The 24,698-nt window shown below is 63.2% G+C and carries 25 protein-coding genes and 1 other RNA gene; 20 read left to right on the top strand and 6 right to left on the bottom strand.

Annotation, left to right across the window (positions count from 1 at the left end; genetic code table 11):
• Window positions 1-17: 17 nt before the first annotated feature.
• The 16 genes from ccoN (E8E78_RS04210) to E8E78_RS04135 all read left to right on the top strand — a co-directional run bounded on the left by ccoN (E8E78_RS04210) (window position 18) and on the right by E8E78_RS04135 (window position 15,674).
• Window positions 18-1,442: a cytochrome-c oxidase, cbb3-type subunit I gene (ccoN, locus tag E8E78_RS04210; protein WP_016498649.1), complete on the top strand. Its 1,425-nt coding sequence runs from the start codon at window positions 18-20 to the stop codon at window positions 1,440-1,442.
• Window positions 1,443-1,455: 13 nt separating this feature from the next.
• Window positions 1,456-2,064, top strand: coding sequence for a cytochrome-c oxidase, cbb3-type subunit II (gene ccoO / locus E8E78_RS04205; protein WP_016498648.1), 609 nt, complete (start codon window positions 1,456-1,458; stop codon window positions 2,062-2,064).
• Between the two features lie 5 nt (window positions 2,065-2,069).
• Window positions 2,070-2,273 (top strand): cbb3-type cytochrome c oxidase subunit 3, encoded by a 204-nt coding sequence (locus E8E78_RS04200; RefSeq protein ID WP_016498647.1) that lies wholly within the window; start codon window positions 2,070-2,072, stop codon window positions 2,271-2,273.
• The gene (gene ccoP, locus E8E78_RS04195) at window positions 2,270-3,211 is read left to right on the top strand and encodes a cytochrome-c oxidase, cbb3-type subunit III (protein ID WP_016498646.1); all 942 of its coding nucleotides are present in this window, start codon (window positions 2,270-2,272) and stop codon (window positions 3,209-3,211) included. The genes E8E78_RS04200 and ccoP (E8E78_RS04195) overlap by 4 nt, the downstream gene beginning before the upstream one ends.
• Window positions 3,212-3,657: 446 nt before the next feature.
• Entirely contained in the window at window positions 3,658-5,100 is a 1,443-nt protein-coding gene (gene ccoN / locus E8E78_RS04190; protein ID WP_016498645.1) for a cytochrome-c oxidase, cbb3-type subunit I, read from the top strand.
• Window positions 5,100-5,708 carry a cytochrome-c oxidase, cbb3-type subunit II gene (ccoO, locus tag E8E78_RS04185; RefSeq protein WP_016488340.1) on the top strand — a complete coding sequence of 203 codons (609 nt, stop codon included), beginning with the start codon at window positions 5,100-5,102 and terminating at the stop codon, window positions 5,706-5,708. Before ccoN (E8E78_RS04190) ends, ccoO (E8E78_RS04185) begins: the two co-directional genes overlap by 1 nt.
• A gap of 5 nt (window positions 5,709-5,713) precedes the next feature.
• Window positions 5,714-5,905, top strand: coding sequence for a CcoQ/FixQ family Cbb3-type cytochrome c oxidase assembly chaperone (locus E8E78_RS04180; protein ID WP_024718181.1), 192 nt, complete (start codon window positions 5,714-5,716; stop codon window positions 5,903-5,905).
• Window positions 5,902-6,882 carry a cytochrome-c oxidase, cbb3-type subunit III gene (ccoP, locus tag E8E78_RS04175; RefSeq protein WP_016498644.1) on the top strand — a complete coding sequence of 327 codons (981 nt, stop codon included), beginning with the start codon at window positions 5,902-5,904 and terminating at the stop codon, window positions 6,880-6,882. The genes E8E78_RS04180 and ccoP (E8E78_RS04175) overlap by 4 nt, the downstream gene beginning before the upstream one ends.
• A 319-nt stretch (window positions 6,883-7,201) precedes the next feature.
• The gene (gene ccoG, locus E8E78_RS04170; protein WP_016498643.1) at window positions 7,202-8,617 is read left to right on the top strand and encodes a cytochrome c oxidase accessory protein CcoG; all 1,416 of its coding nucleotides are present in this window, start codon (window positions 7,202-7,204) and stop codon (window positions 8,615-8,617) included.
• Window positions 8,618-8,632: 15 nt separating this feature from the next.
• Entirely contained in the window at window positions 8,633-9,160 is a 528-nt protein-coding gene (locus E8E78_RS04165; protein ID WP_049274420.1) for a FixH family protein, read from the top strand.
• A gap of 156 nt (window positions 9,161-9,316) precedes the next feature.
• Window positions 9,317-11,791, top strand: coding sequence for a heavy metal translocating P-type ATPase (locus tag E8E78_RS04160; protein ID WP_049274421.1), 2,475 nt, complete (start codon window positions 9,317-9,319; stop codon window positions 11,789-11,791).
• Entirely contained in the window at window positions 11,770-11,985 is a 216-nt protein-coding gene (gene ccoS / locus E8E78_RS04155) for a cbb3-type cytochrome oxidase assembly protein CcoS (RefSeq protein WP_016498640.1), read from the top strand. Before E8E78_RS04160 ends, ccoS begins: the two co-directional genes overlap by 22 nt.
• A complete protein-coding gene (locus E8E78_RS04150) occupies window positions 11,978-12,661 on the top strand; it encodes a sulfite exporter TauE/SafE family protein (protein ID WP_016498639.1) in 684 nt (227 codons plus the stop codon). Before ccoS ends, E8E78_RS04150 begins: the two co-directional genes overlap by 8 nt.
• A 105-nt stretch (window positions 12,662-12,766) precedes the next feature.
• Window positions 12,767-14,149, top strand: coding sequence for an oxygen-independent coproporphyrinogen III oxidase (gene hemN / locus E8E78_RS04145; RefSeq protein ID WP_049274423.1), 1,383 nt, complete (start codon window positions 12,767-12,769; stop codon window positions 14,147-14,149).
• Window positions 14,150-14,335: 186 nt separating this feature from the next.
• Window positions 14,336-15,070 (top strand): Crp/Fnr family transcriptional regulator FnrA, encoded by a 735-nt coding sequence (gene fnrA / locus E8E78_RS04140; protein WP_012273416.1) that lies wholly within the window; start codon window positions 14,336-14,338, stop codon window positions 15,068-15,070.
• Window positions 15,071-15,125: 55 nt separating this feature from the next.
• Window positions 15,126-15,674 carry an adenine phosphoribosyltransferase gene (locus E8E78_RS04135; RefSeq protein WP_019473383.1) on the top strand — a complete coding sequence of 183 codons (549 nt, stop codon included), beginning with the start codon at window positions 15,126-15,128 and terminating at the stop codon, window positions 15,672-15,674.
• A 141-nt stretch (window positions 15,675-15,815) separates the two neighbouring features.
• Here E8E78_RS04135 and recR read toward each other — a convergent pair whose 3' ends face one another.
• The 3 genes from recR to dnaX form a co-directional block, all read right to left on the bottom strand.
• On the bottom strand, window positions 15,816-16,418 hold the full coding sequence (gene recR / locus E8E78_RS04130; protein WP_016498636.1) for a recombination mediator RecR: 603 nt from the start codon (window positions 16,416-16,418) through the stop codon (window positions 15,816-15,818).
• A 219-nt stretch (window positions 16,419-16,637) separates the two neighbouring features.
• Window positions 16,638-16,973: a YbaB/EbfC family nucleoid-associated protein gene (locus E8E78_RS04125; protein WP_041167979.1), complete on the bottom strand. Its 336-nt coding sequence runs from the start codon at window positions 16,971-16,973 to the stop codon at window positions 16,638-16,640.
• A 63-nt stretch (window positions 16,974-17,036) separates the two neighbouring features.
• A complete protein-coding gene (dnaX, locus tag E8E78_RS04120) occupies window positions 17,037-19,112 on the bottom strand; it encodes a DNA polymerase III subunit gamma/tau (RefSeq protein WP_280313534.1) in 2,076 nt (691 codons plus the stop codon).
• A 124-nt stretch (window positions 19,113-19,236) separates the two neighbouring features.
• On the opposite strand from dnaX, the gene E8E78_RS04115 reads away from it, so the two are divergent.
• From E8E78_RS04115 to E8E78_RS04105, 3 genes are all read left to right on the top strand, one after another.
• Window positions 19,237-20,004 (top strand): ABC transporter substrate-binding protein, encoded by a 768-nt coding sequence (locus E8E78_RS04115; protein ID WP_114942012.1) that lies wholly within the window; start codon window positions 19,237-19,239, stop codon window positions 20,002-20,004.
• A gap of 492 nt (window positions 20,005-20,496) precedes the next feature.
• Window positions 20,497-20,691, top strand: a complete 195-nt coding sequence (locus E8E78_RS04110) for a hypothetical protein (protein ID WP_041167652.1) — start codon at window positions 20,497-20,499, stop codon at window positions 20,689-20,691.
• A gap of 32 nt (window positions 20,692-20,723) precedes the next feature.
• On the top strand, window positions 20,724-20,903 hold the full coding sequence (locus E8E78_RS04105) for a hypothetical protein (protein WP_016498630.1): 180 nt from the start codon (window positions 20,724-20,726) through the stop codon (window positions 20,901-20,903).
• Between the two features lie 15 nt (window positions 20,904-20,918).
• On the opposite strand, the gene E8E78_RS04100 is transcribed toward E8E78_RS04105, so the two are convergent.
• Window positions 20,919-21,407: a DUF2938 domain-containing protein gene (locus tag E8E78_RS04100; protein ID WP_049274426.1), complete on the bottom strand. Its 489-nt coding sequence runs from the start codon at window positions 21,405-21,407 to the stop codon at window positions 20,919-20,921.
• An 83-nt stretch (window positions 21,408-21,490) separates the two neighbouring features.
• On the opposite strand from E8E78_RS04100, the gene E8E78_RS04095 reads away from it, so the two are divergent.
• Window positions 21,491-21,910, top strand: a complete 420-nt coding sequence (locus E8E78_RS04095) for a helix-turn-helix domain-containing protein (RefSeq protein ID WP_049274427.1) — start codon at window positions 21,491-21,493, stop codon at window positions 21,908-21,910.
• Between the two features lie 28 nt (window positions 21,911-21,938).
• On the opposite strand, the gene ffs is transcribed toward E8E78_RS04095, so the two are convergent.
• Window positions 21,939-22,035: signal recognition particle sRNA small type (gene ffs, locus E8E78_RS04090), an RNA gene on the bottom strand.
• Between the two features lie 292 nt (window positions 22,036-22,327).
• Window positions 22,328-24,658 carry an NAD-dependent DNA ligase LigA gene (gene ligA, locus E8E78_RS04085; RefSeq protein ID WP_049274428.1) on the bottom strand — a complete coding sequence of 777 codons (2,331 nt, stop codon included), beginning with the start codon at window positions 24,656-24,658 and terminating at the stop codon, window positions 22,328-22,330.
• Between the last annotated feature and the right edge of the window lie 40 nt (window positions 24,659-24,698).

Raw genomic sequence — 24,698 nt, 5'->3', positions numbered from 1 at the left:
TGGATGGGAACCCATACATGAACACAACCAGCAGTACCGCCTATAACTACAAGGTGGTCCGCCAATTCGCCATCATGACGGTGGTGTGGGGAATCGTCGGGATGGGGCTCGGCGTCTTCATCGCCGCCCAGCTCGCCTGGCCTTCCCTCAACTTCGACCTCCCCTGGACCAGCTTTGGCCGCCTGCGCCCCCTGCATACCAATGCGGTGATCTTCGCTTTCGGCGGCTGCGCGCTGTTCGCCACCTCCTATTATTCGGTGCAACGCACCTGCCAGACCACCCTGTTTGCACCGCGCCTGGCCGCGTTCACCTTCTGGGGCTGGCAACTGGTGATCCTGCTGGCGGCCATCAGCCTGCCACTGGGCTACACCAGCTCCAAGGAATACGCCGAACTGGAATGGCCGATCGATATCCTGATCACCATCGTCTGGGTGGGCTATGCCATCGTGTTCTTCGGCACGCTGATGAAGCGCAACACCAAGCACATCTACGTGGGTAACTGGTTCTTCGGTGCCTTCATCCTCACCGTGGCGTTACTGCACATCGTCAACAACCTGGAACTGCCGGTCAGCCTGACCAAGTCGTACTCGGTGTACGCTGGCGCCACCGATGCCATGGTGCAGTGGTGGTACGGCCACAACGCAGTAGGCTTCTTCCTGACTGCGGGCTTCCTGGGGATGATGTACTACTACGTGCCCAAGCAGGCCGAACGCCCGGTGTATTCCTATCGCCTGTCGATCGTGCACTTCTGGGCGCTGATCACCCTGTACATCTGGGCAGGCCCGCACCACCTGCACTACACCGCCCTGCCCGACTGGGCGCAGTCGCTGGGCATGGTGATGTCGCTGATCCTGCTGGCACCGAGCTGGGGCGGCATGATCAACGGCATGATGACCCTGTCGGGCGCCTGGCACAAACTGCGCAGCGACCCGATCCTGCGCTTCCTGGTGGTATCGCTGGCGTTCTACGGCATGTCCACCTTCGAAGGGCCGATGATGGCCATCAAGACGGTCAACGCCCTGTCCCACTACACCGACTGGACCATCGGCCACGTGCATGCCGGCGCCCTCGGCTGGGTGGCAATGATCTCGATCGGTGCGCTGTACCACACCATCCCGAAAGTGTTCGGCAAGGAACGCATGTACAGCCTTGGCCTGATCAACGCGCACTTCTGGCTGGCCACCATCGGCACCGTGCTTTACATCGCCTCGATGTGGGTCAACGGCATCGCCCAGGGCCTGATGTGGCGCGCAGTCAACAGCGACGGCACGCTCACCTATTCGTTCGTGGAAACCCTGGTGGCCAGCCACCCAGGCTTTGTCGTGCGCTTCGTCGGCGGCGCGATCTTCCTCAGCGGCATGTTCCTGATGGCCTGGAACACCTGGCGCACCGTGCGTTCGCCAGCGCTTGACGTCGCCCCTGCGAACGCCCAGTTGGCTTGAGGAGAAACGCCTGATGAAACATGAAGTCATCGAGAAAAACGTCGGCCTGATGGCCCTGCTGATGGTGTTCGCCGTCAGTATCGGCGGCCTGACCCAGATCGTCCCGCTGTTCTTCCAGGACGTCACCAACAAGCCGGTGGAAGGCATGAAACCCTACACCGCGCTGCAACTGGAAGGCCGCGATATCTACATCCGCGAAGGTTGTGTGGGCTGCCACTCGCAGATGATCCGCCCGTTCCGCGCCGAAACCGAGCGCTACGGCCACTACTCGGTGGCCGGCGAGAGCGTGTGGGACCACCCGTTCCTGTGGGGCTCCAAGCGCACCGGGCCGGACCTGGCCCGTGTTGGCGGCCGTTACTCGGACGACTGGCACCGCGCGCACCTGTACAACCCGCGCAACGTGGTGCCGGAGTCGAAGATGCCGTCGTACCCGTGGCTGGTCGCCCAGCAGGTCGACAACAGCCACACCGACGTCAAGATGCGCACCTTGCGCACCCTGGGCGTGCCGTATTCCGACGACGACATTGCCGGCGCCCGCGACGCGGTCAAGGGCAAGACCGAGATGGATGCACTGGTCGCCTACCTGCAGGTGCTCGGCACCGCGATCAAGAACAAGAGGTGAGTGCGATGGAAATGGACATCGGCATGATCCGCGGCCTGGGCACCCTGGTGGTAATGATCGCCTTTATCGGCCTCTCCCTGTGGGTATTCAACCGCCGCCGCGACCGTGATTTCGCCGAAGCGCGCCTGCTGCCCTTCGTCGACGACCACCTGCCCACTAGCGGGCAGGAACCTGCTGCCACGACTGCTGCAAGGAGTAACGGGCAATGACCACCTTCTGGAGTACGTACATCAGCGTACTGACCATCGGTAGCCTGATCGGTCTGACCTGGCTGCTGCTCGCCACCCGCAAGGGCGAGAGCAAGAACACCACCGATCAGACCATGGGCCACAGCTTCGACGGCATCGAGGAGTACGACAACCCGCTGCCCAAGTGGTGGTTCTGGCTGTTCGTCGGCACCCTGGTGTTCTCGGTCGGCTACCTCATCCTCTACCCGGGCCTGGGCAACTGGAAAGGCATCCTGCCGGGCTATGAAAATGGCTGGACCGGCGTCAACGAATGGCAAAAGGAAATGGACAAGGCTGACGCCAGGTTCGGCCCGATCTTCGCCAAATACGCCGCCATGCCCGTAGAAGAAGTGGCCAAGGACCCGCAGGCGCTGAAGATGGGCGGCCGCCTGTTTGCCTCCAACTGCTCGGTGTGCCACGGCTCGGACGCCAAGGGTGCCTTCGGCTTCCCCAACCTCACCGACAAGGATTGGCGCTGGGGCGGCGAAGCAGAAACCATCAAGGCTTCGATCATGAATGGCCGTCATGGCGTGATGCCAGCGTGGGCCGAGGTGATCGGTGATCAGGGCGTGGCCGATGTGGCCGCATTCGTGCTGACCAACCTTGACGGCCGCAGCCTGCCTGAAGGGAACAAGGCCGACGTGGTCAAGGGCAAGGAGATCTTCGCTGCCAACTGCGTGGCTTGCCACGGGCCTGAAGGCAAGGGTACCCCTGCCATGGGCGCACCCGACCTGACCCACCCGCAGGCGTTCATCTACGGCTCGAGCTTTGCCCAGCTGCAGCAGACCATTCGTTATGGTCGCCAAGGGCAGATGCCGGCGCAGGCCGATATCCAGGGCAACGACAAGGTGCACCTGCTGGCGGCTTATGTGTATAGCCTGTCGCAAGATAGCGCTGCTGAAACGGTGACCTCCAAGTAGTACCCCGGGGCTGCTTTGCGGCCCATTCGCAGCACAAGGCTGCTCCTGCAGGGATCGCGTAACAACTGTAGGAGCAGCCTTGTGCTGCGAATGGCTGCAAAGCAGCCCCTCTCCCCGCTCTACCCCCTCCTTGCACCCCCTCCGAACACAACTAAGCTTGTTGCCTCAGTGGGCTTCGCTCCGAAAAGACCGAAGCAGACGCGGCGCATAGCCTGTCGCCGCCCCCGAAAAAAGCTTGACCGATCGATCAGAAAAAGGTGAAAAACGGTACACATTACAAATATTTATTTGTGTACAATCGTCCAGACCCGATCACTGCGGGACATCAGTGAACGGGCCCGGACACGGGTCGGCGTACCAAAGTTGCGTTGCAGTAGCCTTGCTGGTTATCAATACTGGCGCCGATTTTTCGACCAACAAGAACATTAAAACCGTGGAACCTTAGAATGAGCACAGCAATCAGTCCGACTGCTTATAACTATAAGGTCGTCCGCCAGTTCGCCATCATGACGGTGGTCTGGGGGATCCTTGGCATGGGCCTCGGCGTCTTCATCGCCTCGCAGCTGGTATGGCCGCAACTGAACCTGGACCTGCCCTGGACCAGCTTCGGCCGCCTGCGCCCGCTGCACACCAACCTGGTGATCTTCGCCTTCGGGGGCTGTGCGCTGTTCGGCACCAGCTACTACGTGGTGCAGCGCACCTGCCAGACCCGGCTGATCTCCGACAGCATGGCCGCCTTCACCTTCTGGGGCTGGCAGGCGGTGATCCTCGGCGCGCTGATCACCCTGCCGATGGGCTACACCACCACCAAGGAATACGCCGAGCTCGAATGGCCGCTGGCGATCCTGCTGGCCATCGTCTGGGTCACCTACGGGCTGGTGTTCTTCGGCACCATCGTCAAGCGCAAGACCAAGCACATCTATGTCGGCAACTGGTTCTACGGGGCCTTCATCGTGGTTACCGCGATGCTGCACATCGTCAACCACATCTCGCTGCCGGTCAGCCTGTTCAAGTCGTACTCGGCCTACGCCGGTGCCACCGACGCGATGATCCAGTGGTGGTACGGCCACAACGCCGTGGGCTTCTTCCTCACCACCGGCTTCTTGGGGATGATGTACTACTTCGTACCCAAGCAGGCCGAGCGGCCGATCTACTCGTACCGCCTGTCCATCGTGCACTTCTGGGCGCTGATCACCCTCTACATATGGGCAGGCCCGCACCACCTGCACTACACCGCACTGCCCGACTGGGCGCAGTCGCTGGGCATGGTGATGTCGATCATCCTGCTGGCACCCAGCTGGGGCGGCATGATCAACGGCATGATGACCCTGTCCGGTGCCTGGCACAAACTGCGCACCGACCCGATCCTGCGCTTTTTGGTCGTCTCGCTGGCGTTCTACGGCATGTCCACCTTCGAAGGCCCGATGATGGCCATCAAGACCGTGAACTCCCTGTCGCATTACACCGACTGGACCATCGGCCACGTCCACGCCGGCGCGCTCGGCTGGGTGGCAATGATCTCGATCGGCGCCGTGTACCACATGATCCCGAAACTCTACGGCCGCGAGCAGATGCACAGCATCGGCCTGATCAACGCGCACTTCTGGCTGGCCACCATCGGCACCGTGCTGTACATCGCCTCGATGTGGGTCAACGGCATTACCCAAGGCCTGATGTGGCGCGCCATCAACGATGACGGCACCCTCACCTACTCCTTCGTCGAAGCCCTGCAGGCCAGCCACCCTGGCTATATCGTCCGCGCCCTGGGCGGTGCGTTCTTCGCCAGCGGCATGCTGCTGATGGCCTACAACGTGTTCCGTACCGTACGTGCCGCCAACCCGGCACAGGCTGAGGAAGCCGCCAAGATCGTCGTTGTGGGAGCGCACTGATGAAGCATGAAGCCGTCGAGAAGAACATAGGCCTGCTGGCCTTCTTCATGGTCATCGCCGTCAGCGTCGGTGGCCTGACCCAGATCGTCCCCCTGTTTTTCCAGGACGTCACCAACAAGCCGGTTGAAGGCATGAAGCCGCGCACCGCGTTGGAGGTGGAAGGCCGCGATATCTACATCCGCGAGGGCTGCGTAGGCTGCCATTCGCAGATGATCCGCCCGTTCCGCGCCGAAACCGAGCGCTACGGCCACTACTCGGTGGCCGGTGAGAGCGTGTGGGACCACCCGTTCCTGTGGGGCTCCAAGCGTACCGGGCCGGACCTGGCCCGCGTTGGCGGCCGCTACTCCGATGACTGGCACCGTGCGCACTTGTACAACCCGCGCAACGTGGTGCCGGAATCGAAGATGCCGTCCTATCCGTGGCTGGTCGAGAACAAGCTCGATGGCAAGGACACCGCGAAGAAGCTGGAGGTGCTGCGCACACTCGGTACCCCGTACACCGATGCCGACATTGCCGGCGCGCGTGACGCGGTCAAGGGCAAGACCGAAATGGACGCCATCGTCGCGTACCTGCAGGGTCTTGGCACCATCATCAAGAGCAAACGGTGACGCTGATGGATATCGGGATGATTCGCGGCCTGGGCACCGTCGTGGTGATGGTGGCCTTCGTGGGCCTGGCGCTATGGGTGTTCAACCCACGGCGTAAAAAGGACTTCGACGAAGCGACCCAACTGCCCTTCGCGGATGACCCCGAGGCCACCCGGCACGTCGAGCAAGCAAAAGCTTCTGGGAGCAAAAAACAATGACAACCTTCTGGAGTCTGTACGTTACCGTCCTGACCCTGGGCACCATCTTCTCGTTGACCTGGCTGCTGCTGTCGACCCGCAAGGGCCAGCGTGAAGAGGTCACCGACGAAACCGTCGGGCATGCCTTCGATGGCATCGAGGAATACGACAACCCGCTGCCAAAATGGTGGTTCTGGCTGTTCGTCGGCACTATCATCTTTGCGCTCGGCTACCTGGTGCTGTACCCGGGCCTGGGCAACTGGAAAGGCATCCTGCCGGGCTACTCGTACCTGGATAACGACAAGCAGACCGAGTTTTCCAACGGCCAGCCAGGCTGGACCGGCGTGCACGAGTGGGAAAAGGAAATGGCCAAGGCCGACGCCCGCTTCGGTCCGATCTTCGCCAAGTTCGCCGCCATGCCCATCGAAGAGGTGGCTAAGGACCCGCAGGCACTGAAAATGGGCGCGCGGCTGTTCGCTTCCAACTGCTCGGTATGCCACGGTTCCGACGCCAAGGGCGCCTTCGGCTTCCCTAACCTGACCGACAACGACTGGCGCTGGGGCGGCGAGCCGGAAACCATCAAGACCACCATCATGGGCGGCCGCCACGGCGTAATGCCGGCCTGGGCTGAAGTGATCGGTGATCAGGGCGTGGCCGACGTAGCTGCATTCGTGGTCAGCAAGCTCGATGGCCGCACCCTGCCTGAGGGCGCGAAGGCCGACGCCGAGAACGGCCAGAAGATCTTCGCCGCCAACTGCGTGGCCTGCCACGGGCCAGAAGGCAAAGGTACCCCAGCCATGGGTGCACCGAACCTGACCCACCCACAGGCGTTCATCTACGGTTCGAGCTTTGCCCAGCTGCAGCAGACCATTCGCTATGGTCGCCAAGGCCAGATGCCCGCCCAGGAACAGTTGCAGGGTAATGACAAAGTGCACCTGCTGGCGGCTTATGTTTACAGCCTGTCGCAACGGGACCAGGCGCAGGCCAAGGCCGAGTAAGCAGGCCTGGCCTCTTCGCGGGCTTGCCCGCTCCCATAGTTGCTCACCATTCTTGAGGTCGGTGCAGTTCCTGTGGGAGCGGGCAAGCCCGCGAAGAGGCCGGTGCAGCCAGTGCATTTCTGGCAGGCTGATGACCTGGATCAATTGACACCCGCCATAACACGATTCATACCACGAACCCAACGCGACTAAAGGTCGCAGTGCGGCCCCATACTGCCATCAGCGGCGTATCATGGACCGCAGAGCGCTAGCAGATTGCGCGAGACTGCGGCCGGCACGCACTGGCCGCGGCGTTTCTCCACTGCCGTGGGACTTGATGATGAGCAAGCAAATTCCGGTACATGATGTGACCCCGCCTGCCAGCAAAGGGAAGGATTCCGTCGACCTCTACGCCTCCCGGGAAAAAATCTACACCCGCGCCTTCACCGGCCTGTTCCGTCGCCTGCGCATGGTCGGCGGTGCGGTGCTGTTTTTGCTGTACTTCGGCACCGTGTGGCTGAACTGGGGCGGCCACCAGGCCGTATGGTGGAACCTGCCCGAGCGCAAGTTCTACATCTTCGGCGCCACCATCTGGCCGCAGGACTTCATCCTGCTGTCGGGCATCCTGATCGTCGCCGCCTTCGGCCTGTTCTTCGTCACCGTGTACGCAGGCCGCGTATGGTGCGGCTACACCTGCCCGCAAAGCGTGTGGACGTGGATTTTCATGTGGTGCGAAAAGGTCACCGAAGGCGACCGCAACCAGCGCATGAAGCTCGACAAAGCCCCCATGAGCAGCAACAAGTTCCTGCGCAAGTTTGCCAAGCACAGCCTGTGGCTGCTGATCGGCTTTGTCACCGGCATGACCTTTGTCGGCTATTTCTCGCCCATCCGCGAGCTGGTCATCGAATTCTTCACCGGTCAGGCCGATGGCTGGGCCTACTTCTGGGTCGGCTTCTTCACCCTCGCCACCTACGGCAACGCCGGCTGGCTGCGCGAGCAGGTGTGCGTGTACATGTGCCCCTATGCACGCTTCCAGAGCGTGATGTTCGACAAGGACACGCTGATCGTGTCTTACGACCCGCGTCGTGGCGAAACCCGCGGGCCACGTAAAAAAGACACCGACTACAAGGCCCAAGGCCTGGGCGACTGCATAGACTGCACAATGTGTGTTCAAGTCTGCCCCACCGGCATCGACATCCGTGACGGCCTGCAGATCGAGTGCATCGGTTGCGCTGCTTGTATCGATGCCTGCGACAGCATCATGGACAAGATGAACTACCCCAAGGGGCTGATCAGCTACACCACCGAACACAACCTGTCCGGGCAAAAAACCCACATGCTGCGCCCACGCCTGATCGGCTATGCCGCAGTGCTGCTGGTGATGATCATTGGCCTTGCGACTGCCTTCGCCACCCGCTCGCTGGTTGGCTTCGACGTCAGCAAGGACCGCGTGCTGTACCGCGAGAACGCCCAGGGCCGGATCGAAAACGTGTACAGCCTGAAAGTGATGAACAAGGACCAGCGCGACCACGTCTACGTACTGGACGCTGCCGGCCTGCCAGACCTCAAGCTTGAAGGCCAGCGCGAGATCCGCGTGGCTGCCGGTGATATCGTCAGCCTGCCGGTGCAGCTGTCGGTAGCGCCCGAGAAACTGCCATCGACCACCAACGAAATCACCTTCACCCTCAAAAGCGCCGACGACAGCGACGCCCAGGTTGAAGCCAAGAGCCGCTTCATCGGCCCACAGATCCGCTGAGAGAGATAACGCACAATGCCTGCCGCTACCGCCGCCAGCCCTTGGTACAAGCACCTCTGGCCCTGGATCATCATCGGCATCCTCACCACCTCGGTGTGCCTGAGCCTGACCATGGTCAGCATTGCCGTGCGCAACCCGGACAACCTGGTGAACGACAACTACTACGAGGCCGGCAAAGGCATCAACCGTTCGCTGGACCGCGAACTGCTGGCGCAGCAACTGAGCCTGAAGGCCACCGTGCACCTGGACGAGTTGACCGGCGAAGTGGACCTGCGCCTGACCGGCAGCAGTGGCCCGCAAAACCTGGAGCTGAACCTGATTTCGCCCACCCAGCCGGAGAAGGACCGCAAGGTACTGCTGAGCAGGGTCGACGCGGGGCGCTATGTGGGGCAGCTGGAGGACAAGGTCGACGGGCGCCGCTTTGTCGAGCTGCTGGGCAGTGAAGGTGGCCAGGTGTGGCGCTTGTTCGAAGAGGAAAAAGTGGAGCATGGTGTGACCTTGCAGCTGGGTGACGAAGCTATCCAAGGCGCTGAGCACCTGTAGGAGCGGCCTCGTGTCGCGAAAGGGCTGCACAGCAGCCCCGGCAACCTATGCTGCGAAGCTGAAATCCTGGGGCCGCTTCGCGACCCTTTCGCGGCACAAGGCCGCTCCTACAGGGGTGCGTGCCCGACCGGCCGATTTGTGTAAGGCAATGATGTGATGACCCAGCCCACCCCCTGCTACCACTGCGCCCTGCCCGTCCCCGCCGGCAGCCGCTTTACCGCCGTGGTCCTCGGCGAGCCCCGGCAGTTCTGCTGCCCCGGCTGCCAGGCGGTGGCCGAGTCGATCGTCGCCGGTGGCCTGGAGCACTACTACCAGCACCGCAGTGACAACAGCGCCAACCCCGAGGCCCTGCCCAGGCAGTTGCAAGACGAACTGGCCCTGTACGACCGCAGCGACGTGCAGCAAACCTTCGTCCGCCACCAGGGCGAGCTGGCCGAAACTACCCTGCTGGTCGAAGGCATCAGCTGCGCCGCCTGCGGCTGGCTGATCGAGAAGCACCTGCGCAACCTGCCCGGCGTCGCCGAGGCGCGCCTTAACTTGTCCAACCACCGCCTGCTGCTGAGCTGGGACGACAAGCAACTGCCGCTGTCACACCTGCTCGCCGAGTTGCGCCAGATCGGTTACGCCGCCCACCCCTACCAGCCCGACAAGGCCGCCGAGCAACTGGCCCAAGAGAACCGTAGCGCTTTGCGCCGCCTGGGCGTGGCCGGGCTGCTGTGGTTCCAGGCAATGATGGCGACCATGGCCACCTGGCCGGAATTCAACATCGACCTGTCACCTGAACTGCACACGATCCTGCGCTGGGTGGCCCTGTTCCTGACCATCCCCATCGTCTTCTACAGCTGCGCGCCGTTCTTCAAAGGCGCAGCACGCGACCTGCGCACACGCCACCTGACCATGGACGTTTCGGTGTCGCTGGCCATCGCCCTGGCTTTCGGCGCCGGCATCTGGACCGCGATCACCGGCAGCGGTGAGCTGTATTTCGACACCGTGGGCATGTTCGCCCTGTTCCTGCTCACCGGCCGCTACCTGGAGCGCCGTGCCCGCGAACGCACGGCTGCGGCCACCGCGCAGCTGGTCAACCTGCTGCCGGCCTCGTGCCTGCGCCTGGACGCCCTCGGCCGCAGCGAGCGCATTCTGCTCAGCGAGCTGCACTGCGGTGACACGGTGCAGGTGCTGCCCGGCGCGGTTATCCCCGCCGACGGGCGCATCGTCGAAGGCCGCTCCAGCATCGACGAGTCGCTGCTGACCGGCGAATACCTGCCGCAACCGCGCCGCGTGGGCGAGCGCGTCACCGGCGGTACGCTGAATGTCGAAAGCACCCTGAACGTGGAAGTCGAAGCCCTCGGCCACGATTCGCGGCTCTCGGCCATCGTCCGCCTGCTGGAACGCGCCCAAACCGAAAAACCGCGCCTGGCCGAAATCGCCGACCGGGCCTCGCAGTGGTTTCTGCTGTTCTCGCTGGTGGCTGCCGTGGCCATCGGCCTGTGGTGGTGGTGCCTGGACCCTGCACGGGCGTTCTGGATCGTGCTGGCCATGCTGGTAGCCACCTGCCCCTGCGCGCTGTCCCTGGCCACGCCTACGGCACTGACTGCCGCCACCGGCACCCTGCACAAGCTGGGCCTGCTGATAACCCGCGGCCATGTCCTCGAAGGCCTTAACCAGATCGACACGGTAATCTTCGACAAAACCGGCACACTGACCGAAGGCCGCCTGACTTTGCGCAGCATCCGCCCGCTCGGCAGCGTACCCGCTGACCGCTGCCTGGCCCTGGCCGCCGCCCTGGAAAACCGCTCCGAACACCCCATCGCCCGCGCATTCGGCCGTAACGCGATACCCGCCGACGATGTACAGACCGTGCCAGGCCTGGGCCTGGAAGGACTGGTCGACGGTCAACGCCTGCGTATAGGCCAGGCCACCTTCGTCTGCGCCCTGAGCGGTGCGGAAATCCCCGGCGTGCCGGAGCCCCGCGGCCAGTGGCTGCTACTGGGTGACCGCCAGGGGCCGCTGGGCTGGTTTGGCCTGGACGACAGCCTGCGCGAGGACGCCCCGGCCCTGCTCGCCGCCTGCAAGGCGCGAGGCTGGCGCACGCTGCTGCTGTCGGGCGACAGTTCGCCGATGGTCGCCGAAGTGGCCGCGCAACTGGGCATCGACCAGGCCATTGGTGGCCTGCGCCCGGACGACAAGCTGGACCGGCTGAAGGCGCTGCAGGCGGCCGGGCGCAAGGTGCTGATGCTCGGCGATGGGGTCAACGACGTGCCAGTGCTGGCCGCCGCCGACATCAGCATCGCCATGGGCAGCGCCACCGACCTTGCCAAGACCAGCGCCGACGCCGTGCTGCTGTCCAACCGCTTGCAAGCCCTGGTGCAAGCCTTCGACCTGGCCCGCCGCACCCGCCGCAACATCCTCGAGAACCTGCTGTGGGCCACCCTGTATAATGGCCTGATGTTGCCGTTTGCCGCGCTCGGCTGGATCACCCCGGTGTGGGCCGCCATCGGCATGTCGGTCAGCTCGCTGATCGTGGTGCTCAATGCGCTGCGCCTGACCCGCATGCCGCTGGTATCGGGCTTGCCGAAAACCGAAGCACCCTTGCCCGGGAGGAAGTCGCCATGCCCGCCCTCTATGTCATGATCCCCGCAGCCCTGCTGCTGGTCGGCGTGGCCGTGTACATCTTCTTCTGGGCGGTGGACAGCGGCCAGTACGACGACCTCGAAGGCCCCGCCCACAGCATTCTGTTCGACGACCAGGACCCGCGCCACCAGGCTGCGGTGAAGCCTGACGACACCCCGGCCGACGCCGACAAGGAACCACCACCCCGTGCCTGACCTGCTTCCCCTGCTTGGCTCGGCACTGGTCCTTGGCCTGCTTGGCGGCGGCCACTGCCTGGGCATGTGCGGCGGCCTGATGGGCGCGCTGACCCTGGCCATCCCGCCAGAGCAGCGCGGCCGGCGCTTGCGCCTGCTGCTGGCGTACAACCTTGGGCGCATTCTCAGTTATGCCAGCGCCGGCCTGTTGCTGGGCCTGGCCGGCTGGGCCGTGGCCAGCAGCCCGGCAGCATTGGCGCTGCGGGTGGTGGCTGCACTGCTGTTGATCGCCATGGGGCTGTACCTGGCCGGCTGGTGGAGCGGCCTGACCCGTATCGAAGCCTTGGGGCGCGGGCTGTGGCGGCATATCCAGCCGCTGGCGTCGCGCTTGCTGCCGGTGTCCAGCCTGCCCCGGGCATTGCTGCTGGGCGCCCTGTGGGGCTGGCTGCCCTGCGGGTTGGTGTATAGCACCCTGCTGTGGGCAGCCAGCCAAGGCAACGCCGGGTACAGCGCGGCGTTGATGCTCGCGTTCGGGCTTGGAACCTGGCCGGTATTGCTGGCCACCGGGCTGGCGGCCGAACGGGTAAACGCCCTGTTGCGGCGACGGAGTGTGCGGGTGGCGGGCGGTGTGCTGGTGATGCTATTCGGTATCTGGACCATGCCGGGCCCACACCAGCACTGGTTGATGGGGCATTGACGGGGGCCGTTCTGCGGCCCCAATGCCCTTGATGCAAATCAACACCCATCCCTACAGACAGCCATAGACTCCGGAACACTGCTGCTCTTTCCGGGGACCGCCCTCATGCTCGACGACCTTCGTTGGGATACCGACCTGATCCGCCGCTACGATCTGGCCGGGCCACGCTACACCTCCTACCCGACCGCCGTGCAACTGCACAGCGAGGTGGGCTCGTTCGACCTGCTCCACGCCCTGCGCGAGAGCCGTCGTGCCGTGCGCCCGCTGTCGCTGTATGTGCACGTGCCGTTCTGCGCCAACATCTGCTACTACTGCGCCTGCAACAAGGTCATCACCAAGGACCGTGCCCGCGCCGCGCCGTACCTGCAGCGCCTGGAGCAGGAAATCCAGCTGATCGCCTGCCACCTGGGGCCCAAGCAACGGGTTGAACAGCTGCATTTCGGCGGCGGCACGCCGACCTTCCTCAGCCATGTGGAACTGCGCCAGCTGATGGCCACCCTGCGCCAGCATTTCCAACTGCTGGACGATGACTCCGGCGACTACGGCATCGAGATCGACCCCCGCGAGGCTGACTGGTCCACCATGGGCCTGCTCCGTGAGCTGGGTTTCAACCGCGTCAGCCTGGGCGTGCAGGACCTCGACCCGGCCGTGCAGCGTGCGGTCAACCGCCTGCAGAGCCTGGAACAGACCCGCACACTGATCGAAGCTGCGCGCACCCTGCAGTTCCGCTCGGTCAACCTGGACCTGATCTACGGCCTGCCCAAGCAAACCCCGGAAGGCTTTGCGCGCACCGTCGAAGAAGTGATCCGCTTGCAGCCCGACCGCCTGTCGGTGTTCAACTACGCCCACCTGCCCGAGCGCTTCATGCCCCAGCGGCGCATCGACAACAACGACCTGCCCAGCCCGGCCGCCAAGCTGGAGATGCTGCACGCTACCATCGACCAGTTGACCGCCGCCGGCTACCGCTACATCGGCATGGACCACTTCGCCCTGCCCGACGACGAACTGGCCGTCGCCCAGGAAGAAGGCACCCTGCAGCGTAACTTCCAGGGCTACACCACGCACGGGCACTGCGACCTGATTGGCCTTGGGGTGTCGGCCATCAGCCAGATCGGTGACCTGTACTGCCAGAACAGCAGCGACCTCAATACCTACCAGGAAAGCCTGTCCAACGCCCAGCTGGCCACCCAACGCGGCCTGCTGTGCAACCACGACGACCGCCTACGGCGGGCGGTGATCCAGCAGCTGATCTGCCACTTCGAGCTGGACTTCGAACCGATCGAGCAGGCCTTCACCATCGATTTTCGCGGTTACTTCAACGACCTCTGGCCAGAGCTGCTGACCTTGCAGCGCGACGGCCTGATCAGCCTGGATGCCAAGGGCATCCGCATCCTGCCGGCCGGCCGCCTGCTGGCGCGCTCGGTATGCATGGTGTTCGACGCCTACCTGGCGATGCACAACCGCCAGCGCTTCTCGCGGGTTATCTGAAAACCGAGTCGTTCAACCGCATGGACAAGCTTCCTTGCCAGGCACAATATGGGCACACAAGGACTCCCGGCAGGACGTCTGCCGGGGTTTCGCCAGGGCGCACCATCAACGCGCACGCTGGCCTACACCCTGTGTCGTGGGTTACCCTTACGACTTATGTGTGCTTTCCCACAAGGATCGATTCAAATGTCCGAGCCAGTCAAACTGCGCCCACACAACCAGGCCCATTGCAAGGATTGCAGCCTGGCCCCCCTGTGCCTGCCTCTTTCGCTGAACCTGGAAGACATGGATGCACTGGATGAAATCGTCAAGCGTGGCCGGCCGCTGAAAAAAGGCGAGTTCCTGTTCCGCCAAGGTGACAATTTCGGCTCGGTCTACGCCGTACGTTCCGGTGCCCTGAAAACCTTCAGCCTCAGCGACAGCGGCGAAGAGCAAATCACCGGCTTCCACCTGCCCAGCGAGCTAGTCGGCCTGTCGGGCATGGACACTGAAGCTTACCCGGTGTCGGCCCAGGCCCAGGAAACCACGTCGGTGTGCGAAATCCCCTTCGAGCGGCTTGACGAGCTGTCGGTACAACTGCCGCAGCTACGTCGCCAGCTGATGCGGGTGATGAGCCGGGAAATCCGCGACGACCAGCAAATGATGCTGCTGCTGTCGAAGAAGACTGCCGACGAGCGCATTGCCACCTTCCTGGTCAACCTGTCGGCGCGCTTCCGCGCCCGCGGCTATTCGGCCAACCAGTTCCGCCTGAGCATGTCGCGCAACGAAATCGGCAACTACCTGGGCCTGGCAGTGGAAACCGTGTCGCGGGTGTTCACCCGCTTCCAGCAGAACGGCCTGCTGCGCGCCGAAGGCAAGGAGGTGCACATCCTTGACCCGATCCAGCTGTGCGCGCTGGCCGGTGGCGCAATCGAAGCCTGAGGCCTGCGTTTAGCGGGTATACTTGGGCATTCGTTTTCCCAGGATACCCGCACCAATGCACAGCGACGCCTTCGACCTCAAAGCCCTGATCCGCCCGGTAGTGGACTTCCCCAAACCGGGCGTGATCTTCCGCGACATCACCCCGCTGTTCCAATCGCCGCGCGGGCTGCGCTATGTGGCCGACCAGTTCATCGAGCGCTACGTCGAGGCTGAGTTCAGCCACATTGGTGCCATGGACGCGCGGGGCTTTTTGATTGGCTCGATCATCGCCCACCAGCTGAACAAGCCGCTGATCCTGTTCCGCAAGCAGGGCAAGCTGCCGGCTGACGTGCTGAGCGAGGGTTACCAGACCGAATACGGCGAAGCCTTCCTGGAAGTGCATGCCGACAGCCTGTGCGAAGGCGATTCAGTGCTGATCTTCGATGACCTGATTGCTACGGGCGGTACGCTGCTGGCGGCGGCCAACCTGGTGCGCCGCACCGGGGCGCAGGTGTTCGAAGCGGCAGCGATCATTGATCTGCCGGAGCTGGAGGGGTCGCGCCGGCTACAGGCCGCGGGTGTGCCAACCTTCTGCCTGACCGAGTTTACCCTCAGCGAGTATTGAGTTGGCTTTTGGGGCTGCTTTGCAGCCCATCGCGGCACAAGGCCGCTCCTACAGGGACCGCGTTTCCTTCAGGCCTGCGCGCACTTGTGGGAGCGGCCTTGTGTCGCGAAAGGGCTGCGCAGCAGCCCCCTCAATACCAAGTCAGAGCGAAATTGGCCGGCGCCCTGCAAAGGCATGGGCCAAGGTCCCGCCATCCACCATCTCCAGCTCGCCGCCCAGCGGCACGCCATGGGCAATCCGCGACGCCATCAACCCCTTCTCGCTGAGCAACTGCGCGATGTAATGCGCCGTCGCCTCCCCTTCCACCGTCGGGTTGGTCGCCAGGATCACCTCGGTAAAGGTGCCCTGCTCCTCGATGCGCGCCATCAGCTGCGGAATGCCAATGGCCTCCGGCCCCAGGCCGTCCAGCGGCGACAAGTGCCCCTTGAGCACAAAGTAGCGGCCACGGTAGCCCGTCTGCTCCACCGCATACACATCGGTCGGCCCCTCGACCACGCACAGCTGGGTATCGTCACGGCGCGTGTCGGCGCATTGCGGGCACAGCTCTTGCTCGGTCAGGGTGCGGCACTGCCGGCAATGGCCCACCCCTTCCATGGCCTGGGTTAGGGCCTGGGCCAGGCGCAGACCGCCGCTGCGGTCACGCTCGAGCAGTTGCAAGGCCATGCGCTGGGCGGTTTTCTGACCGACACCTGGCAGGATGCGCAGGCCGTCGATCAGTTGGCGGATGAGGGGGCTGAAGCTCATGGGGATGGCCTGACAAATCAATAAGAGGCGGTTTATACCCAGCGGGGGCAGTGGCGTCAAATCACATCACCCAAAGCCTGCGCGGCCTGCAGTTATGTGAGAACAACTGCCTTGCACAAAACAGTTGCCCCCACATAAAGAGCAGACCGCGCCTGAGTTGAAATCTTCGCAAAAAAACCGCCGCTGATGTCAGCGGCGGTTTCAGGTCTCGCAATGCCCTTAGAACGGCATCTTGAAGCCCGGCGGCAGCTGCATGCCGGCGGTCATGCCGCCCATCTTGTCCTGGCTGCTCTGCTCGATCTTGCGCACGGCATCGTTCAGCGCGGCGGCAATCAGGTCCTCCAGCACTTCCTTGTCGTCCTCGTCAGTCGACATCAGGCTTTGGTCGATGCTGACGCGCTTGACGTCGTGACGACCGGTCATCACCACGCTCACCAGGCCGCCACCAGACTGGCCGGTGACTTCGGCGTTGGCCAGCTCTTCCTGCATTTTCTGCATTTTTTCCTGCATCTGCTGGGCCTGCTTCATCAGGCCGGCCATGCCACCTTTCATCATGGGGTATACCTCGATTGGGTCATGTGATGCGGCCAGGCGCAGGGCCAGCCGCATGGTTATCCGTTACTGGCCCTGTTTGGCCAGGGCCTCTACAGGCTCAATAGTATCCTGCCGCACCTTGGCACCGAACAACTTGATCATCTGCTGGATCAACGGATCCTGCTCGATCGAGGTTACGGCGTCCTGCTGGCGCTCTGCGCGCTTGCGCGATGCCGCCTGGGCCGGGGTTTCCTGTTCGGGCAGGATCAGCTCGATCCGCAGGTTCAGCGTGCGCCCCAGGTGCTGGTTAAGCGCTTCGTTCAGGCGCCGCTGTTGGGTCGTGTTGAACAGCGCACCCTGGCCAGGGTCCAGGTGCAGCAGCCAATCGTCGCCATCGGCGGCAATCAGCGTACAGTTTGCCGCGATGTTGCCTGTCATCCCGGACACAGGCAACTGTGGGAATAATTCCAGCCATTGCAGGGCCAGCCCGGTGGCCGGCTTGGCTGCCGGCAGCGGTTCGGCCGCAGGCTTGGACACGTCCTCCTGAACATGTTCGGCCAACTCGTCCAGGTAGCTGAAACCGACCGGGTCGCTTTCACCACCGTAATAGTCTTCGTCCAGCGGCGGCTCATCGTCGCGATCCATGCCTACGGCTGCGTAGACGGAGGGGTCGAAAGGCGGCTCGTCGTGGGTCGCGGTGGCCTGTGGTGCCGGCGCACGGGCTACAGGCTCGGGCGCAGGTGCGGGTGTAGGCACAGGTTCAGCGGCTACCGGCGCGGGTGCCGCTGCCGGCTCTTCCCACGGAAGGTCGACCACCTCCGCAACAGGCTCGGGTACGGAAATGGCCTCGATCTCAGCCTGCAGCTCAACATCTGGCTCGGCCTCCGGCTCATGGTCAGCTGTCGCAGGTGCAGGCACTTCCAGCTGTGGGGCGGCCGCTACAGGCTCTGCCGGTACGGCCGCGACAGACGATGAGGGCCCGGCCGACGCCGAGGCTGCCACCGGCGCTGCAGGATCAGCTGTGGCTTGGCTGATCCCCACTGGCTTTAGCACCGGTTTCGGCGCATCGTCAGTATCGGCCGGGCGGAACGCCAGCATGCGCAGCAGGACCATCTCGAAGCCACCACGCGGGTCTGGTGCCAACGGCAGGTCTCGGCGACCGATCAGGCCCATCTGGTAATAGAACTGCACGTCTTCGGCCGGCAAGGCCGAAGCCAGCGCCAGCACCCGCTCACGGTCGCCCTGGCCGTTGTCCACCGCTTCAGGCAGCGCCTGGGCAATGGCCACACGGTGCAGCACGTTAAGCATTTCGGCCAGCACCCCAGCCCAGTCCGGGCCCTGCTCGGCCAGGTTGCGCACGGCCTCCAGCAATGCCCGGGCATCGCCTTCGAGCAACGCCTGCAACACGCCATAGACCTGGCCATGATCAAGGCTACCAAGCATGGCCCGCACATCCGCGGCCAGCACCTTGCCTTCGCCAAAGGCGATAGCCTGGTCGGTAAGGCTCATGGCGTCACGCATCGAGCCATCGGCCGCACGGCCCAGCAGCCACAGGGCATCCGGCTCGAACGGCACGTTTTCGGCAGCCAGTACGTGACTGAGGTGTTCAACCACCCGCTCCGGGCTCATGTTCTTCAGCGAGAACTGCAGGCAGCGCGACAGGATGGTGGCCGGCAGCTTCTGCGGGTCGGTGGTGGCGAGGATGAACTTGACGTAGGGCGGCGGCTCTTCCAGCGTCTTGAGCAAGGCGTTGAACGAGTGGGTCGAGAGCATGTGCACTTCGTCGATCAGGTAGACCTTGAAGCGCCCACGGCTCGGGGCGTACTGCACGTTGTCCAGCAGTTCGCGGGTGTCCTCGACCTTGGTGCGGCTGGCGGCGTCGATCTCGATCAGGTCGACGAAGCGGCCTTCGTCGATTTCACGGCACACCGAACAGGTGCCGCACGGCGTGGAGGTGATGCCGGTCTCACAGTTCAGGCACTTGGCGATAATACGGGCGATGGTCGTCTTGCCCACGCCCCGGGTACCGGTGAACAGGTAAGCATGGTGCAGGCGCTGATTGTCCAAGGCATTGATCAAGGCCTTCAGCACATGGGCCTGGCCGACCATTTCGCGGAACGAGCGCGGACGCCATTTACGTGCAAGAACCTGATAACTCATCGAAAAACCATCGTAGCCTGATAGAGCGGAAGATCGCTAATGCTAGCGGAGCGGGGGCAAAATTGCACCCTGCGCGCGTCGTCTACGCTTTGAGACAGGCGCGTTGTTCAGGGAGGATACGCCTTTGCCAATTCTGCTGGCGCTTCTGATGCTCTGGTCCGCTTACAGCCTGGCGGAACAGCCGGTGCTGCGTTTCTCGGTGGCAGAGAGCTGGAGCATGCCACTGGTGCGCCTCGAAGGCGACCAGCCAGTGGAGGGATTGCTTTACGACCTGACACAGGCCGTTGCCAAGGAGGTGGGCGCTCGTCCCAAGTATCACGTCATGGCCCGCCTGCGCCTGGAGGAGGCCATGAGCAGTGGCGACATCGATGTGCGTTGCTACGTCAGCACCCGATGGCTCAATGACCGTCCGGGGGATTTTGTGTGGAGTATCCCGCTGATTCACCAGCGCGACGTGCTGGTTGGCCGCGTCAGTGACAGCACCCCGATGCCGCCAGAGCAGCTGTCACCCCAGGCTATCGGCACAGTGCTGGGCTACACCTATTCAACCCTGCAACCGCTGCTGGACAAGGGCCAGCTGCACCGAGAGGACAGCCGCAGCCAGTTGCTGGTGCTGCAAAAGCTGCAGGCCGGGCGGTATCGGCATGCGGTGAGCAACCAGCTGTCGTTGCAGTGGTTCAACCAAGGCCTGCCAGCCGAGCAGCAATTGCAGGCGCTGGCGGTGTTGGAAGAACAGGATTTGGGGTGCATGGTGCGCAACGATCCGGCGATACCGACACAAGCGCTGTTGCGGGCGCTGGTACGAATGAAGCAGTCAGGGGAGATCGAGCGGATTGTGCAGCGGTATGGGGGAGCGGGCGACCCGGACAACATGTCTGTGGCCCGGCCCTGATCCGGCCCATCTGATGGAAGGCAAAACCCTCGCGAAGCTTGCGCGCCCTCCTGTGGGAGCGGGTTCACCTGCGAACACCGGCAAAGCCGGTGCCATCCGCGGGGTGGAAGACCAGGGGTATGGCAAACCCGGCAGGCCCGAAGGCCTCCCACGCACAACCGTCATATCGACAGCCGCCAAACCACCCAGGCTTCCACACCCGATCGCTGAACTGACAGCGACCGCGAAAGCCTAGTGGGCGAGGTTGACCGGGACAATCAGACGGGAGTCGACGGAGATCGTAGGATAATTCGCTATACCTACCTGACGTGTAGGAGCTTTCTTCGATTGATATCAGATCCGTCTAAAACTACTCCGACGTGACGTGCCTGACGAACTTGATCGCAATTGGCCTACAACACTCACTGGAAGACGGCGGCTTCGCGACCGAACCAAACCACACACAATCAAGCCCGCCCCTGGCACCTTCGCCGCAACAGAATAGACAGCCCGATGCATCAGGATGATCGTGAACATCTCGAACTTGAGAAGTTACAAAATGAAGGCCGCAAGTTAAGGGCCGAGGCACAGAAATTTGTAGCAGAAGCGCGTAAGCTCCGGCAGGAGGCGTTCTGGTACCCAATCGCAACGGGTTCAGCAGTTGTTACAACCATAGTTGGCGTAATGGCAGTGGCCAGCAAGCTCTGAGCTTCGATTAATCCAGCCACAAGGAGTAACATATGCACCGCGCCGCCCAGGATCACACCAGAACAGCACTGAATGAAGCAGAAGCGTTCGCCGAAGAAATGCGCAACCTTCGAGCGTCTTCGCCATGGACGGGTGTGCTCCTTTTTTACATCGGCGCAATCTCTACAGGGGTACTGCTGTTAGCAGGCATGCTGATTATGCGCTCGCTCTGACCCAACTCCCTGCCGTCACACTAAAGCAAGTAAACCCGCACTCAAGAACAACCCCACACCAAACACAAAATGCGTGGCCAGGCTCTTCAGGCAGTTACGCGCAGGTGTCGGCGTTCTGGACGCAAAGAACCCCGCCCCCATCGCCGGCTGCATGAAGCACAGCGGTGCCACGACTGTACCCACACCCACAGCTACTGCTGGCAAAAGAGTAGGTGACCGCAACCAGCTCTCCCCTGCGATCACAACCAGCAGCAACGCGAAAAGCACGCCAGTGGCGTAATGAATCACCCATCCCCACGCCAACTCATTTCGCACCGGTTCCGCTTTGGCAATCGCTTGGTGCGACACACGCCCGCCTAGCAAATGTCCTGCCCAACGCCCGACCATGGCAAAGTTCAGCGTTGCCACACCCAACCGCCTCAGCAGCAACCCCCACAGGTCCATCACCACAGTGGCCCCGATGCCAATCGGCAAAGCAGCTAGAAACATCGCAGTAAACGTCATTGAACAAGCCCTCGAAGGTTGACGGTCAATACCCATGCCGCGCAGCATAGAAGTTGAAGTCAACTTCAAGTCAAGGGCCCGAAATGGACATTGCCGACGTCGCCAAACGCACAGGCGTACCCGCATCGACACTGCGTTACTACGAGAAGAAAGGCTTGCTCAAGTCGCTGGCCGGGCGCGGCCAGCGGCGGCAGTTTGCGGCTGATGTGGCAGATCGGCTGGCACTGATCGCCTTGGGGCAGGCTGCGGGGTTTTCGCTGGATGAAGTGGGGGCGATGCTGGTGGACCTGCAGGTCGACCGGCAGATGCTGATCGCCAAGGCGGACGAACTGGATGAGCGAATCAGGCGGTTGCAAGCGATGAGCAAGGGATTGCGGCATGCGGCGCAGTGTCCTGAACAAGATCATCTGGCATGCCCGAAATTCCAGCGGCTGATGAAGCTGTCGGCGGCCGGAGCATTGGGCGAAAAGCAGGCAAGAACGAAGGCGTTCGTTGCAGATTGAGGTTTTCCGACCCCAGAAATGGAGGCGGCCCCACCAGCCACACCCCGGCACTCGATGTTCCCGCTATGGCTGCTCCCTTCCGGGCCTGACCAGGTTAACGGGTAATCAATGCGGGGGGACCGATGGGGCCACCACTACATGCCTCGCTGAGCAGCGAGTGGCGCCATTGTACCGGTCTTGAGGGCAGATACAACCTCTGAGGTAGAAAAAGTCATCATTTCTCAATGACTTGTCAGGCGCATGGGCGCTGAGCCGGCGCGCAAACCTGTGGGAGCGGGCGCGCCCGCGAAGAAGGCAGCGCCGTGGATGGCACCGGCTTTGCCGGTGATCGCCGGCAAGCCAGCTCCCACAGGGACCGTACAAGCTCTGAATCTTGGTATCGAGCCAGAATGTTTGGGTCGGGGATAGCGCTGGGCTTCAGATAGCAATGCCCTGTTTGGCAAGGAATGTGACGAAGGCATCTTCGTCCAGCACCTTCACGCCCAACTCAGCGGCCTTGGCAAGCTTGGAGCCTGCCCCTGGCCCTGCCACCACGCAGTGGGTCTTGCCAGACACCGAACCGGCCACCTTGGCGCCCAGGCTTTCCAGCTTGTCCTTGGCGATGTCGCGGCTCATGCGCTCCAGCGTACCAGTCAGCACCCAAGTCTGGCCGGCCAGCGGCAAGCCCTCGGCCACCTTCTTCTCGCTGCTCCAATGCATGCCGAACGCCAGCAACTGGGCTTCGATGTCCCGCGCCAGCTTCTGATTAGCTTCATCCTTGAAGAACTCACGCACGGCGTCAGCCTGCTTGGCCGCCAGGGCCTGGCGCAGGTCGATGCCGTCGGCGGCGATGATTTTGTCCAGGTTGTCCAGCTTGGCCACCAGCTTCTCGGCACCGGTCGGGCCGACCGAGGCGATGTCGAGCTTGGCGATCATCCCGGCCAAGGTGGTGCTGGCAGCAAATTCGGCAGCCAGTTCGCCTTCGTCCTGTAATTGCATGCCGCTGGCCAGAAGCTGTTCAATGACCTTCTGGTTATGCTCGTCTTCGAAGAAGTTGTGAATCTCGTAGGCCACTTCCAGGCCGATGTCCGGCAGGTAGGTAAGCACCTGCGGCAGCGCCTGCTGCACGCGCGCCAGGCTACCCAGCGAGCGGGCCAGTACCTTGGCGGTCTCTTCGCCTACGTCCGGAATGCCCAGGGCGTAGATGAAGCGCGCCAGGCTCGGGCGCTTGCTGGCTTCGATGGCGTCCAGCAGCTTCTTGCTGGACACCTCGGCAAAGCCTTCAAGGCCGACAATCTGCTCGAACTCCAGCTTGTACAGATCCGCCGGCGAGCGGATCAGGCCCTCGTCCACCAGTTGCTCGACGCTCTTCTCGCCCAGGCCGTCGATGTCCATGGCACGGCGCGACACGTAGTGAATGATCGCCTGCTTGAGCTGGGCGCCACAGGCCAGGCGACCGACACAGCGGTACACCGCACCTTCGCTGGTGGTTTCCTTGCCTTTGCTGCGCTTGACCAGCTGGGTACGCTCGACCTGCGAGCCACACACCGGGCACTCGCTGGGCACTGCTACCGGGCGGGCATCATCCGGGCGGCGCTCCAGCACCACCTGCATCACCTGGGGGATCACGTCACCGGCACGGCGGATGATCACCGTGTCACCAATGCGCAGGCCCAGGCGGGCGATTTCGTCCATGTTGTGCAACGTGGCGTTGGACACGGTCACACCGGCAACCTTGACCGGCTTCAGGCGCGCCACAGGCGTTACGGCACCTGTGCGGCCAACCTGGAACTCAACGTCCAGCACCTCGGTCAGCTCTTCCATGGCCGGGAACTTGTGGGCAATCGCCCAGCGTGGCTCACGGGCACGGAAACCCAGCTCGCGTTGGGCCGCCAGGCTGTTGACCTTGAACACCACGCCGTCGATTTCGTAAGGCAGGCTGTTGCGCCGCTCGCCAATGTCGCGGTAGTAGGCCAGGCATTCATCAATGCCGGCAGCGTGCCTGAGCTCGCGACTGATCGGCAGGCCCCAGGCCTTGAGCTGCTCGAGGGTGCCGATGTGGCTGTCGCCGATGCTCTCGGACACCTGGCCAACGCCATAGCAGCAGAACTCCAGGGGGCGGCTGGCGGTAATCTTCGAGTCCAGCTGACGCAGGCTGCCGGCGGCGGCGTTGCGCGGGTTGGCGAAGGTCTTGCCGCCGGCTTCGGCCTGGGCCGCATTGAGCCGGTCGAAACCGGCCTTGCTCATGTACACCTCGCCGCGCACCTCCAGCACTGCCGGCCAGCCCTTACCCTGCAACTTGAGCGGGATGTTGCGCACGGTGCGCACGTTGGCGCTGATATCCTCACCGGTGGTGCCGTCACCACGGGTGGCGCCCTGCACCAGTTGGCCGTCGCGGTACAGCAGGCTCACGGCCAAGCCATCGAGCTTGGGCTCGCAGCTGTAGTCGACCGCACCGGGCTGGTCGAGGCCTTCTACCACGCGGCGACCGAACTCACGCAGGTCGGTTTCTTCGAAGGCGTTGCCCAGGCTGAGCATGGGCACTTCGTGGCGCACCTGGCTGAAGGCGGACAAGGCTTGGCCGCCGACGCGCTGGGTTGGCGAATCGGGGGTTACCAAGTGGGGGTTTTCAGCCTCAAGCGCCTTCAGTTCGTTGAACAGGCGGTCGTATTCGGCATCGGGCACGCTGGGTTCGTCGAGCACGTAGTAGCGGTAGTTGTGCTGGTCGAGTTCGGCACGCAGTTCGTGGATACGGGTTTCGGCGGTCATTTTCAGGGTCTCTTGCAAAGCAAAAAGAGCAGCCTGGGGT

It is taken from the genome of Pseudomonas sp. BN505 (genome assembly GCF_029873175.1).
GTDB lineage: Bacteria > Pseudomonadota > Gammaproteobacteria > Pseudomonadales > Pseudomonadaceae > Aquipseudomonas > Aquipseudomonas putida.
Note: the sequence above shows the minus strand (reverse complement) of the source record. Positions and strands in the feature narration are given on the sequence as shown.